General features: G+C 70.2%; 9 protein-coding genes. 5 read left to right on the forward strand and 4 right to left on the reverse strand.

Annotation, left to right across the window (positions count from 1 at the left end; translation table 11 throughout):
* Positions 1 to 25 precede the first annotated feature (25 nt).
* From OG470_RS07070 to OG470_RS07080, 3 genes are all read right to left on the reverse strand, one after another.
* Complete coding sequence (locus OG470_RS07070; RefSeq protein WP_328421943.1) at positions 26 to 496, reverse strand: MogA/MoaB family molybdenum cofactor biosynthesis protein; 471 nt, start codon at positions 494 to 496, stop codon at positions 26 to 28.
* Positions 493 to 984 (reverse strand): cyclic pyranopterin monophosphate synthase MoaC, encoded by a 492-nt coding sequence (moaC, locus tag OG470_RS07075; protein WP_328421945.1) that lies wholly within the window; start codon positions 982 to 984, stop codon positions 493 to 495. The genes OG470_RS07070 and moaC overlap by 4 nt, the downstream gene beginning before the upstream one ends.
* 267 nt (positions 985 to 1,251) lie before the next feature.
* Positions 1,252 to 4,263, reverse strand: coding sequence for an AfsR/SARP family transcriptional regulator (locus tag OG470_RS07080; protein WP_328421947.1), 3,012 nt, complete (start codon positions 4,261 to 4,263; stop codon positions 1,252 to 1,254).
* A gap of 765 nt (positions 4,264 to 5,028) precedes the next feature.
* On the opposite strand from OG470_RS07080, the gene OG470_RS07085 reads away from it, so the two are divergent.
* From OG470_RS07085 to OG470_RS07105, 5 genes are all read left to right on the forward strand, one after another.
* Positions 5,029 to 7,557, forward strand: coding sequence for a putative bifunctional diguanylate cyclase/phosphodiesterase (locus tag OG470_RS07085; protein ID WP_328421949.1), 2,529 nt, complete (start codon positions 5,029 to 5,031; stop codon positions 7,555 to 7,557).
* A gap of 42 nt (positions 7,558 to 7,599) precedes the next feature.
* A complete protein-coding gene (locus OG470_RS07090; protein WP_328426189.1) occupies positions 7,600 to 8,952 on the forward strand; it encodes a glycosyltransferase family 87 protein in 1,353 nt (450 codons plus the stop codon).
* A gap of 41 nt (positions 8,953 to 8,993) precedes the next feature.
* The gene (locus OG470_RS07095; RefSeq protein WP_328421951.1) at positions 8,994 to 9,626 is read left to right on the forward strand and encodes a phosphoribosyltransferase; all 633 of its coding nucleotides are present in this window, start codon (positions 8,994 to 8,996) and stop codon (positions 9,624 to 9,626) included.
* 19 nt (positions 9,627 to 9,645) lie between these two features.
* On the forward strand, positions 9,646 to 10,035 hold the full coding sequence (locus OG470_RS07100; protein ID WP_328421953.1) for a zf-TFIIB domain-containing protein: 390 nt from the start codon (positions 9,646 to 9,648) through the stop codon (positions 10,033 to 10,035).
* A 112-nt stretch (positions 10,036 to 10,147) separates the two neighbouring features.
* Positions 10,148 to 10,825, forward strand: a complete 678-nt coding sequence (locus OG470_RS07105) for a maleylpyruvate isomerase N-terminal domain-containing protein (protein WP_328421955.1) — start codon at positions 10,148 to 10,150, stop codon at positions 10,823 to 10,825.
* 24 nt (positions 10,826 to 10,849) lie between these two features.
* Here OG470_RS07105 and dnaB read toward each other — a convergent pair whose 3' ends face one another.
* Positions 10,850 to 13,618 carry a replicative DNA helicase gene (gene dnaB, locus OG470_RS07110; protein WP_328421957.1) on the reverse strand — a complete coding sequence of 923 codons (2,769 nt, stop codon included), beginning with the start codon at positions 13,616 to 13,618 and terminating at the stop codon, positions 10,850 to 10,852.
* Positions 13,619 to 13,793: the final 175 nt, after the last annotated feature.

The following is a 13,793-nucleotide window of genomic DNA, read 5'->3' on the forward strand; positions in this document are numbered from 1 at the left end:
CCCGCCGGGCCTGGCCGCGGACCGGTCAGTGGTCTCCGCCGCGAAGTTGGTCGACGGTGTGCCCGAGGATCGGCCCGAGCACGGCCAGCCCGTCCCGGGCGCCACCGGTCGAGCCGGGCAGGTTGACCACCAGCATGCGGCCGGCCACCCCGGCCAGACCGCGGGAAAGCACCGAGGTGGGCACCCGGTCGCGGCTGTACGCACGGATCGCCTCGGCGATGCCGGGAATCTCGTAATCCAGCAGTGCCCGGGTCACGTCCGGTGTCCGGTCCGACGGGGTGACCCCGGTGCCACCGCTGGTCAGCACCACATCGATGCCATCGGCGAGGGCGTCCTCCAAGGCCGTGCGGACCGGCTCACCGTCGGGCACCACCACCGGCTCGTCGACCTGGCAGCCCAGCTCGAGGAGACCGGCGACGAGCAGCGGGCCGCTCGTGTCGGCGTAGACGCCGGCCGCGGCCCGGTTGGACGCGACGATCACCCGCGCCCGGATCACGGCCGGTCCTCCGGTCGGACCCACTCGCCGGTCTTGCCGCCCTCCTTGCGCAGCACCCGGACCGCCTCCACCGAGGCCGCCGGGTCGACCGCCTTGACCATGTCGACCAGGGCGAGACCGGCGACCGCGACCGCGGTGAGCGCCTCCATCTCCACGCCCGTCCGGTCCGCCGTGCGGGCGGTGGCGGTGATCTCCACGGTGTCGGCGGTCAACTGCAGGTCGACGGTGACGCCGTGCAGGGCGATCGGGTGGCAGAGCGGGATCAGCTCCGGCGTGCGCTTGGCGCCCATGATCCCGGCCAGCCGGCCGACCGCCAGCGCGTCGCCCTTGGGCAACCCGTCGCGGTGCAGCAGGTCGACGACCTCGGGCGTGGTCCGCAGTCGGCCCGCCGCGACGGCCAGCCGGCCGGTCACCGCCTTGGCGGAGACGTCGACCATGCGGGCCGCGCCAGCGCGGTCGACGTGGCTGAGCTGCGCGGGTTCGGTCACGGTCGTGAGCCTATCGGTGCGGTACGACGGCCTGGTGCTCGGAAGGAGCGGCGACCGAGTGCCGGCCGCGCCGGGGTGCTGTCGACGCACCGGCGGTACGCCGCTCCTCCCTCACCAACCCGCCGCCGAGGTCGCTGGGGGGACCTGGCAGCGGGCGAGTGTCGACGACCCGGTTCTGCCCACGGGCAGAACCTCCCCCGTTCGCCGATACGGCCGAGAAGCTACCGGGCCAGGCGATAAGAAATCGATAAGAGCCGTTCGGGCAGGTCAGTGGCCCACGTTCAGGGCGTTGTCACCCAGTTCGGCGAGGCGGCGCTCGGCGTCGAAGCACTCCGGCACGCCCATCCGGCGGAAGATCGCCAGGGCCCGCTCCCAGTGCCGTCGCGCCTCCGCCGGGTCGACGTGGGCAAAGTACTCGGCAAGCCCGGCCAGGGCCCTGCCCTGCTCGTGCGGGTGCGCGATCCGGGTCGCCAGCCGCAACGCCGCCTGGTGCATCTCGACCGCCTCACCGTCCCGCCCCTGGGCTCGCAAAGTACGACCGAGTTCGTTCAACGCCGCCGCCTCGACATGCCGTTCCCCCGAACCGACCGCCAGTTGCCGAGCCACCTCGTGCTCCTGCTGGGCATCCGCGAGACGGCCGAGGCCCCGGTAGGCGATCCCGAGGTCGTTGCGCACCTCCGCCTCGGCGTATCGGTGGCCGGTCCGGTCACGCAGTGCCAACGAGGCCATGAGGATCCGGATCGCCTGAGGAACGTCGCCCATACGCAGGCGTACCGCACCGATGTGGCTGAGGGCGTTGAGGATGTGGAAATCGTCGGAGTTCGTCCGGGCCCAGGCCAGGTGCAGGCGATGCATCCGCAACGACTCCTCGTAACGTCCCAACGTCGTCAGCGCTATGCCAAGGTTTGGCAGCACCATCGGCGCCCCGACGTTGCCGTAACCCTTGTAGTCACGCAGGCTCTCCAGACCAACCGCCACCGCCTCGGTCAGGTTGCCGCTCCACCAGTAGACCGCGGCGAGGTTGGCGCGGTACCGCGCCGTGTTCAAACGGTCCCGCGAGTTGCGCGAGATTGAGACGGCACGGGTCAGGTGGTCCAGTGCTCCCCGGTTGTCGCCGGTTCTTACGTAGGCGGAGGCCAGGTAGTTGTTCATCAACGCCATCGCGTCAACGTCCCCGGTGGCCTCCGCCGCTGCCAGCGCGTGCCGGTGGGTCAGGATGATGTCCTCGAAGTACCCACGGATGTAACAGAAACGCCAGAGGGCGCGGGCGAGTCGCCAGGAGTGCTGGTGAAAGCCCGACTCGTGCGCTGAGACCACCAGTGTCACCAGGTCCGCCCGCTCCGCCTCCAACCAGTCAACGGTCCGTTCACCGAGGGCCTTGACCAGCTCCAGCCGTGCGGACGGGGGCGAAGGGATCTGCGCTCTGACCCCGGGCTCCAGCGACTCGGCGACCCTCAGGGCCACCTCCAGCGTGAAATCGAAGAGATGACCCAGTGCCATCCTCCGGTCGCTCGGAGAATCTGAGCGGGAGCAGAGCTCGACGCAGTACTGGCGGACGAGGTCGTGCAGCCGGTATCGCCTGGAGTCCAGATCCTCCACCAGGTTCCGGTCTACGAGTTCGTCGAGAGCCGCGTGAGCTTCCGCCACCGTCAGGCCGGTTAGCGCTGCGACGGCCGGCGGGCTGAGCCGAGTGCCGGGATACAGACCCAGTAAGCGAAAGACTCGCCTGATCGACTCCGGGAGAGGCTCGTACGAGGCAGCGAAGGCAGCAGCCACGGTGCTCTCCCCCTGGGCCAGATGTGGCAGCGCTGGCGCACCTCCGGCCATCTGTCCGGCAAGATCCGCCAGCCGCCAGCCACGCCGATGGGCCAGCCGGGCTCCAGCCAGCCGGATCGCCAGTGGGAGGTGGCCGCATCGCCGGACCACCTCGGCGGCCGCCTCCGGCTCGGCCTCAACCCGGTCTTGGCCCACGCTGAAGGCCAGTAGATCCACGCTCTCCTGGGGTGTCATGACCGGCAGGGTCTGCGACGGCCCGATGTCCGGGTGGGCGAGTCGCCGTCGCGACGTCACGAGCACGACGGTGGTCGGCTCGGTCGGCAGGAGGGGCAGGATCTGATCGCTGCTGGCGGCGTTGTCGAGAACGATCACGGACCTTCTGCGGGCCAGCTCACGCCGCCACAGCTCGACTCGGGCGTCGAACTCGACCGGAACCCGCTCGGCCGGTACGTCAAGCTGACGAAGCAGGGCGACCAGGGCGGTGGAGGGCTCCACCCGGTTCCTCTCACCGTGCCCGCACAGGTCGATGTACAACGTGGCATCCGGGTATCGCTCGGACAACTGGCGAGCCAGGTGCACAGCGAGGGCCGTCTTACCACTGCCGGCCATGCCGTCGATGATGTGCACGGCCGGGACGCGATCCTCCACCCGCCGCGTCTCCGCCAGCAGGCTCGACAACACGTCCTCCCGACCGACGAAGTCGGTCACCGCTCGGGGGAGATGATCCACCGGGTCGGGTCGCCGTGATCCGTGGGGCATCGGGACACCCGCCGGAGCGGGTGCGCTCGGGGCGGAGAGCTCACCCCGGGCAGCCGGCTGGGATACGGAGCTGTTCGCCGGGTGCCGAGGCAGAGCCACCGTGACGATCGTGCCGTAGAGACTTTGCATGTCGGTCCCCGGGTCGACTCCGAGTTCCGCCGCCAGCCTCGTCCGGATCTCGTCGTAGACGATGAGCGCTCCTGCATGATCGCCCCGCTCGTAGAGCGCCCGCATAAGGAGGACGTACGCCGGCTCCCGCAGAGGGTGACGCACGACGACCTCTCGCAGCATCGGGATCGCCAGGTCGTCCCGTCCCGACCTCAGCTGTACGTCGGCGAGGAGTTCCACGGCCAACAACCGCTCCTCTTCGGCGGCCACGGTGCGCGCGGTGAGCACGGGCCCGAGCGGGATGCCGGCGAGCATCGGCCCCTGCCACCGCGCCACGGCACGCCCCAGCAGTTCCAGGGCGCGGTCCGGACGGCCGACCGTCAGGGCTTCCCGACCTGCGCGGCGTTCCATCTCGAAACGGAATACGTCGATCAGATCCGGCCTCAGGACGAGTCGGTAACCCGTTTGCTGCCGGACGATGACACCCCGGCCGGACTCGAAAGTCTCGAACGTCCGGCGCAGATTGGCGGCGTAGCTACGGACATTCGCAACAGCAGAAGGCGGCGGGCCGGCGGGCCACAACTCGTCGACCAGGTCGTTCAGTGTCACCAGTTGACCAGGCTGGACTGCGAGCATCGCAAAAACGGCCTGCTGTTTGGGTGTACCAAGGTGCACCTTGCGCGCGGGCACTTGCACCGAGAGGCCGCCCAGAAGTTGAATCTCCACTCGCCCCCCTGCTCCAGCGGAGTATTCAGTCGCTCACGCGACGAAGCTTACGGGCACCGAACGTAACGGGCCGATGCCAACCTGACGGGAACGTTCATCGATGGCAAACGACCCAGCCTGGCCAGCGCGCCGCAGGATGCCTACTGCAGGTTGCGGCTTTCGTACCCCAGCGCAAGCTGCAGGGGTACGCCTAGTTCCGGCCGGGCCATTGATTGCGCCTGCCCCGGCATTCCAGACGAGCACCACGCCCAACAGGTTGTTACCTCTGGCCGAACTCCAGATGCTGCAACAGGGGGGAAGCCGTCAGACTGGGGAGAATACGCAGACACAACCCATCGGATTCCAACCTAAGGCGGTGAGCAACGGCTCCTGATGGAAGTGTGAACCTCAACGGTGCGCTCAGGAGTGCGGACAGAACGTTACAAACCGTCTCCCAGTTGGCTAATGTTGCGCATAGAGACATATGACAGCCTGTACCGGGTTATATCTCCACTAGGCTATCCCCGTCAGCAAGTCGGTGCATTAATGGCGAATCCCTGAGTCGCTACTAATGCCTGAATGCTCGGGAGGTAGTCATGCGCGGCAACGAGTGGATGTGACAACGAGCGGGCCTGCCGCTGGCCCTTCGTCGTGCGCTACGGTGCCAGGAGCGAACCGGGCACCCTCGGGAGCGGCATGCCTTCCCAAGCGCAACACGACCAAGAAGATCATCGACGACTGACTCTGATCATTGGCGTCATCGTCGTTACGGCTGCGGCGGTCTGTGCACTGTCCCTGGTGGGAGCTTTCTCCGATCCACCGGCAACCGTTAACGAAGTCGCCACCGTCGTAGCACTCATCTCCATGATCGCCGTTGCCACCATGGTCAAGGCAAGGGTGAGAATCCGATCGACCACACACTCGATCACCTGGAATGAGGCGGCGATCGTCGTCGGGGTGGCAGTCGCTCCGGCGTCCTGGGTCGTGCTGTGCACGGCAGCTGGGGTGGCAGTGGCTTTCGCGGTCCTGCGTCTACCGGCGATCAAAATGGCGTTCAGCATCGGGAAGAACGCCCTCGTCGCCGCCGGTGCCGGGCTGACCCTCGTGGCGCTGGACTGGGCATGGCCCCCCTCGAGACTCATCGACCTTGTCGGCCCGGTAGCCCTCGCATACCTGACCGCCACACTGCTCGACGAGATCATCGCGATCCCGGTCATCGCGATAGCGTCCGGTAGCAGCGTTCGTCAGCAGTTCCGCGCCAACTGGGACCTGCGGGGCGTCGGTTCGGCGCTGCGGTTCCTCGTCGCCGTCTGCACCCTGCTCCTCCTTCGGGCGGACCCACGACTCCTGGTGGCCGTTCCGCCGCTCGTGCTCAGCCTGCACCTGGCCTACTCCACGAGAATCCGTTCCAGGACCGAGCAGCAGGCGTGGCAGCGCCTCGCCCGCACCACCGACGCGCTCAACGTGGTCGACCTCGACAACGTTCTCACCACCGCCGTCACCCAGGCCGCCGAGCTGTTCTCCGCCGACGAGGTCGAGATCGAGCTGCGCGACGGCGGCCGCACCGTACGCGGCGGCACCGGCGGCATCACCTTCGACGGCCCGAGCGGCACCCCCACCGACGTGGACGGCACCATCGTCCCCACGCCGCTGGAGGGGCACGACCGCTCAGCCGACATCGGCGTGCTGCGGCTGCGCTTCCGTGGCCCGGTGCAGCTCTCCGAGCGGGAGCAGTACACCCTGCGGACCTTCGCCTCCGCGCTCTGCACGGCGGTTCGCAACGCCCAGGCGTACGCCGAGCTGGCCCGGGTTGCCGACGAACACGCGTACGCGGCCGCGCACGACGCGCTGACCGGCCTGGCCAACCGGCGGCATCTGCTCGACCAGGGCACCGAGCATTTGAGCGCCCGGCACGCCGACGGTGTGACCGCGCTCGTGCTGATCGACCTCAACCACTTCAAGGAGGTCAACGACACGCTCGGGCACGCCGCCGGCGACCAGGTGCTGGTGCAGGTCGCCGAACGGCTGCGGGGCGCCGCCCAGGGTGGCGACCTGGTGGCCCGCCTCGGCGGCGACGAGTTCGCCGTCCTCCTGCGCGGGCTGCCGGCCCCGGCGGTGGCCGCGCACCGGGCCGAGGCGCTGCTCGCCACGTTGCACGAGCCGTTCGAGCTGGACGGCATGCGGATCAGCGTCGAGGCCAGCGGCGGGATCTCCGCCGCCCCGGCCAGCGGCGGCATGGCCGAGCTACTGCGCCGCGCCGACGTGGCGATGTACCAGGCGAAGCGGGCCGGGCAACGGATCTCCACGTACGCCCCCACCCGGGACACGGCCGACCTGGGCCGCCTCACCCTCGGCGGTGACCTGCCGCGGGCGGTCGCCGACCACGAGTTCGTCGTCAACTTCCAACCGATCGTCGACCTGGGCACCGGCGAGGTGACCAGCGTTGAGGCGCTGGCCCGCTGGCACCACCCCACCCACGGCATGATCGATCCGCTGCGTTTCCTGGAGGCGGTGGAGCGCTCGGGTCTGCTGCCGGCCTTCGCCGAGGCGATCCTCGACCAGGCACTGATCGCGGCGGCCAGCTGGCGCGACGCCGGCTTCGACGTGCCGGTCGCGGTCAACGTGTCCCCGCGCAGCCTCCTCGACGCGCGGTTCCCCGGCTCGGTGCTGGCCCGCCTGCGCGCCCACGACCTGCCGCCGGACCGGCTGGTACTGGAGTTGACCGAGACGTTGACGCTCAGCCAGCTCGACGTGGTCGACCGGGTGCTGAGCCGGCTGCGCGAAGAAGGCGTCCGGCTGGCGCTGGACGACTTCGGCACCGGCTACTCCTCACTCTCCCTGCTCTCCCGGATCCCCGTGCACGAGCTGAAGATCGATCGAAGCTTCGTGACGACGATGGAGAGCTCGGCGGAGGCCGCCGCCGTCATCCGCTCCACCCTCGACCTGGGCCGCAGCCTCGACCTCGACGTGGTGGCCGAGGGGGTGGAGAGCGAGCCGCAGCGGCGGGCCCTCTGGGAGCTGGGCTGCGCCGCCGGCCAGGGGCACCTGTTCGCCCGGCCAATGCCGGCCGGCACCCTGCTCGCCGCATTGCAGCGCGGCTCGGGTGGACGCCCGGGCACCCTCGCACCGCCCCTGCACGACGCCGGCGCGGTGATCCGACTGAGCCAGACCCGCCGCCAGAACGGCCGCGGCCGACCCGACCGCGTTCCGCACCTCCCCGCCTGACCCGACGGCCGGCCAGGGTGGTCTGCCAGACTGGCGCGCGTGATCGCCGACGCCCCGACCACCCTCCGTCGTCACTGGCGCAGGGTCGACTCCGCCGCCGACGGTCTCACTCTCGACCTCGGCCTTTACGCCGTCTCGGCCGTCTTCGCCGCGATCACCGCGGCCACCTCGACGCTGCTGCCGCACCGCGCCTGGGGCGGGATCGCCGCTGTGGGCTACCTGGTCGCGGCGGTGGCGGTGGGCGTCCAACTCCTGCTGCGCCGGCGCACCCCTCCCTCCCGGCTGGTAGGTCTGCCGGCCCGCTGGGCGGTCACCGGGTTCGCCTGGGCGAGCACTGCGCTGCTGCCTCTGCTGTGGCAGAGCATCGAGCGGGCCACCGGACGCACTGACCGGGCGCAGGAGGAGGTGCTGGTCGTGGAGCAGGCCGGCAACCGCCTGCTGGAGCACGGCACCCCCTACCTCGGACCCGACGCGATAGCCGCCCTACCGCCCGGCGAGCAACTGCTCGGCTACACCCCGTACCAGCCGGGCATGGCGATGTTCGGCCTGCCCAGGGCCCTGGTCGACACCTGGTGGACCGACGCCCGGGTCTGGTTCGCGGTGGGCACCGCGCTGGCGCTCGCCCTGGCGGTTGCCGCCCTGCGCGCCGCGCCAACCACCGCCCGCCGGGCACAACCGGCCACCTCCGCCGACACGGCTCACCGGCGGAATGCCGCGCTGCTGCGAGGCGTGCAGGCCGCCACCGTCCTGCCGATCTGCGCGCTCACCCTCGCCACCGGCGGCGACGACCTACCCGTACTCGCGCTCTGCCTGCTGGCCCTCGCGCTCGCCGCCGCCGACCGCCCCGGCCGGGCCGGCCTCGCGGTCGGCCTGGCCGGCGCGCTGAAGCTGTTCGCCTGGCCGGTCGCCCTGGTCCTGATCGTCTGGGGGCTCACCCGGCGGGCCGGCACCCGGGTCGCCGCCGGCGCGATCGGGCTGCCCGTCGCGGCGCTGATCCCCGCCCTCCTGGTCGACCACGACGCGCTGACCGAGAACGTGCTGCGCTTCCCGCTCGGCCACGGCCTGGTCACCAGCCCCGCGCAGTCCCCGTTCCCCGGTTACCTGATCGCCTCCGGGCTGCCCGCCGGCCGGCTGATCGCCGCCGCGCTGCTGGTCGCGGCCGGCCTGGCCATCGCCGTCCGGCTCGCCCGCCGTCCGCCCCGCACCGCCGTCGCCACCGCGCTGATCTGCGGGTACGGACTGCTCGTCGCGATCGCCCTGATGCCCACGACCCGGTTCGGCTACCTGCTGTACCCGCTGGCCCTGCTCACCTGGGCGCCCGCCCTGCACCGCGAGCCCGACGCGGCGACCGTCCCGATGCCCGGTGAACTGTCCGGTCGGACCACTTCGGCGTAACTGCCGGGCAGAACGACGCGGCAGGGCGTAGACCTGAAGGCATGACCACCTACCGCGACCGGGCCGAGGCGGGCCGGGTGCTCGCCGAGCGGCTCACCGCACTGATCGGCGAACCGGACGTCGTCGTCCTCGGTCTGGTCCGCGGCGGCGTACCGGTAGCCCGGGTCGTCGCCGAACGGCTCGGCGCACCCCTGGACGTGCTGGTGGTCCGCAAACTCGGCATGCCATGGGCCCGGGAGGTCGCGTTCGGTGCGCTCGGCCCGGGCGGCGTGCAGGTGCTCAACGACGCGGTGGCCGGCCGGCTCAGCAGCGAGGACATCGCCGAGGTCAGTCAGCGGGAACAGGCCGAGTTGGAGCGCCGGGAGCGGCTCTACCGGGGCGGTCGCCCACCGCTGGACCTCAACGGACGAACCGCGGTGATCGTCGACGACGGGCTGGCCACCGGCGCGACCGCGCGAGCCGCCGTGGAGGTCGCCCGCCACCTCGGGGCCCGCCGGGTGGTGGTCGCGGTCCCGGTCGGCGCGCAGGAGGCGTACGAACTGCTGGCCGCCGAGGCCGACCAGGTCGTCTGCGCCCAGCGCCCGCCGGATTTCGGCGCGGTGAGCGTCTACTTCGAGGACTTCCACGAGGTGTCCGACGACGAGGTGATCGAGTCGCTTACCGCGACCGCGTGACTCGACCGGGTACCTTCGGATGATGAGTCTCACCTGTCCCAAGTGTCATGGAGAAATGCGTCAGTACGAGCGCAGCGGCGTCGTCATCGACCAGTGCGGGGAGTGCCGAGGCATCTTCCTCGACCGCGGCGAGTTGGAGAAGCTGTTCGAGGCGGAGGCCAACTGGAGCCGCCAGCAGGCCGGCGGCGCCCCGCCGCAGCCCGCGCAGCAGCCGGGCGGCTACCCGCCGCCACACGCCCCGGCACAGCACCAGCCCGGCTACGGTGCCGTTCCCCCGCCGCCGCCCCCGCCCGCCCACGGCTACCAGCCGGCCCCGGCGTACGGCAGTCACGGTCAGCAGCACCAGGGCTACCACGGTCACTACCGTCAGAAGAAGCGCAAGGGCTTCCTCGACGAGATGTTCGGCTGAGCCGAGACCGTCAACCCGCCCGGGCCGATCCACGGGTCGGCCCGGGCGCATCGCCCACCGCCACCGTCGCCAACGGTTGGCGGGCGGAAGGGTCCGTGCGAGGCTGCATCGCATGACCGCGATCCAGCCGCACGAGGCGCTGGCTCAGGCGTACGACGGGATCACCGCCGTGGTCGACGGCCGGGACGACGCAGACCTGCAACGACCCACCCGCTGCCAGGGCTGGCTCGTCGCGGACCTGCTCTTCCATCTGCTCGGCGACGCGCAACGAGCCCTGGTCGCACTGGCCAGCCCTGCCGCCGGCCCCGCCGACGTGGACGACGTGAGCTACTGGCGCGGCTTCCCCGCTGGCGGCGTTGACGACGGCCGGCACGCCTGGTGGGTCCGCCGAGCGGCCGCCGCCTTCGACCGGCCGACCGGGATCGTCCAACTCTGGGCGGAGACCGCCCCGGCGGCGGTCCGGGCCGCCAGGGCGGCCGACCCGACGGGGTACGTGGCCACACAGGGCCACGTGCTGCGCCTACCGGATTTCCTCGCAACCCTGACCACCGAGGCCGTCGTGCACCACCTGGACCTGACGCCGGAACTGCCCGGCGCGCCGCCGCCCGGCCCACTGGCGGTACGGGTCGCGGTGACCGCCGTGGACGGCCTGCTGAGCGACGACACAGTGCGCCCCACCGGCTGGGACGACCACGAGTTCCTGCTGAAGACGACCGGCAGGCTCCCGCTCACCGATCGGGACCGGTTGGAGCTGGGCGAGTCGGCCGGCTGGTTTCCGCTGCTCGGCTGATCGCCGCGGGATGTGCCGCGCCGATCAGACGATGGCCATGTCGACGAAGCGGGACAGGTGCAGCTGGGCTGCGACGGTCACCGTGTCGGTGGGGCCGTTCCGATGCTTGGCGATGATGAAATCCGCCTCGCCCGCCCGCGGCGACTCCTTGTCGTAGTAGTCGTCGCGGTGGAGCAGGATCACAACGTCCGCATCCTGCTCAATTGATCCCGATTCACGCAAATCGGACAACTGAGGCCGCTTGTCGGTGCGCTGCTCGGGGCCACGGTTCAGCTGACTGACCGCGATGACCGGGCACTCGACCTCCTTGGCCAGCAGCTTCAGGCCACGGGAGAGGTCCGCGACCTCCTGCTGCCGGCTCTCGGTGCGCTTCGGCGAGGTCATCAGCTGGAGATAGTCGACCACGATCATCTTGAGGTCGTGTCGCTGCTTGAGCCGGCGGGCCTTGGCCCGAATCTCCATCAGGTTCATGCTCGGCGTGTCGTCGACGAAGAGCGGTGCCTCGCTGATCTCGCCCATGCACCGGGCCAGCTTGGTCCAGTCGTCGTCGGAGAGCTGCCCGCTGCGCAACACGTGCAGCGGCACCCGTGCCTCGGCGGAGAGCAGTCGCATGACGATCTCGACCTTGCTCATTTCCAGCGAGAAGATGGCGGCCGCCTGGTTGGCACGGATAGCAGCGTGTCGGGCGAAGTCCATACTTGCCGTGCTGTTATGCGTCGGGATCATGGCCCGGCCGGCCAGATACAAGTGATCGTCGTTGTCGACGGTCACGCACCGCACCGGCACGCTGGGAACCGGCCGGACGTCCACGATGAAGCGGCTCCCCGTTCGAGCGGTACCCTCCGCCCGCCGGCGCGCCGCGTGCGCCTCCTGCTTTCGGGCAAGCCCGAAGACCTCGTCCGTGGTCGTGAAGTTCAGGTTGTACGCGACCGACGTATCCAGCTTGCGCCCCCTGACCGCCTTGCGACTGACCGAGCAGCGGTAACCCAGACTGACGATCAGCTCGTACACACCTGCGGCCAGCCGCTCCGAGGTGGTGGTGAACTGCGCGTTCCCCGTGCTGGTAACAGTCCCGTCGGTGTCAAGCAGTCCCGCAAGCAGGGATCGGCGCTGCCCTTCGGACGCGCGCAGATAGGCACCGGGTATGTGCTTGAAGTTCAGAACTCCCAAGTTGCGCAGGCTTCGTGACAGGGAAGAAGGGCGGTTTCCGCATGCCACGCAGCCATTTCGACGCCTGTCGCAGACCGGGCAGCTCTTGGGCAGGATCGTGTAGAGGGTCGAGACAACGCTTGACTGCCTGATCTCGAAGCCGTCTTCTTCGATGCGCCGGAGGATACCGGGGTCAACGGTCGTGATCCGGCTGTCAGCGCTGGTGCCGTCACCCAACCAGGCGCCGAGAGTGTACGGCGGGATCGGGAGGAATCGATCGGGGAGGTTGAGGGGGGCGGCGTTAGCGACCGCGTGATTGAGGCGACGGTCTGCCGTCTCCGTGCGCAGCGTCGCCCGAATCTGCTCGGTCGTAAAGACGTCCCGCTGCACGTTGTCAGCGAGGTTAAAGGTCCACCGCTCAACTCGGTCGAGCAAGCTCCCATAAAGCGCTCGGGCGGGATACGCGCGCGCGGGCCGCGCACCTGGCCTGCCGCGCATCGTGTAGGAAACTCCCTGCGGCGTCTCGCGGGCGACCCGATGGGCCGTGTGCACAAGCTCCGCCCCAATGGAGCTAGCCAACTCGTGGATGGTGACGGTGTCCGTGGTCGAGGCGGTTGTGGCGGCGGAGCGCAGTCGTTCGACGGTCTCCGGGCGCCAGTGGTTGCGACGCCTGACGTCGCCCGCTCTGCGGCTCGCGCGGGTGGTGGTTTTCCACAGATGCTCAGCGTCGGCTACGAGGACTGACCCGTCGGAAAACTCGACCTCGTAGCAAGGGCGGTCGTGACGCACCTCGAAGGCGTGCGTGACCGTGGTGGGATGCCCGTTGGCGCCGATGAGCCTGTCGCCGACCTTGACGTCACCCATCGTGGTCCAGCCATCCGGAGTCGGCAGCGGGGTATCGAGCGCGAGCGCCTTTCCGAGACCGGGCCTGCCCGCCACGATGATCAACTGACCGGCGTGCAAGCCGTTGAGCAGCCGGTCCAGGTCGGTGAAGCCGGTCGGGACGCCGGTCATCATCCCGCCCTGCGCCCCCACGGCCTCGATCTCGTCCAGCGTGGGCTGCAACATGTCGGCCAGGACCGCGAAGTCCTCGCTGACCCGGCGTTCGGTGACGTCGTAGACGGCCTGCTGGGCGAGGTCCACGACGTCGTCGACGTCGCGGCTGCCGCCGTTGGCCGTCCCGTAGCCGAGCTGCACGATCTTGGTGCCGGCCTCGACCAGCCGGCGCAGCACCGCCCGCTCGCTGACGATCCGCGCGTAGTACGCGGCGTTCGCGGCGGTGGGCACGCTGGCGATGAGGGTGTGCAGGTAGGGCGCGCCGCCGATGCGGGCCAGGTCGCCCGAGTCGGTCAGTGCGGCCGCCACCGTGATCGGGTCAGCCGGCTCACCCCGGCCGTAGATGTCCAGGATGATGTCGAAGATGGTGGCGTGCACGGGCCGGTAGAAGTCGTTGGTCTTGAGGATTTCGACGACGTCGGCGATGGCGTCCTTGGAGAGCAGCATGCCGCCGAGGACGCACTGCTCGGCCGCGACATCCTGCGGCGGGGTCTTGTCGAACTGGCCGTCTCGCTGCGCAGGCGGCTGGCCGCCGGAGCGTGGCTCCGCCCGCATGTCGTCGGTGACCGACACGGGTCCCCCCTCCACTGCGCCGGATCCGATCCCAGCTCTATCGCCGGGGTACGACATTTCCGTCCGACCGGGCCGGTCGATCGGGGGGCATCGCGCCGGCGGTCGGGGGCCAACCATACGGACCCCGAGGTCAGCGACTCAACAACGCCGGTGGACGAGCCTCGGGACAACCTGTGGATGCTGGTGGGCA

Origin of the sequence: Micromonospora sp. NBC_00389 (genome assembly GCF_036059255.1) — a bacterium.
Lineage (GTDB): Bacteria > Actinomycetota > Actinomycetes > Mycobacteriales > Micromonosporaceae > Micromonospora.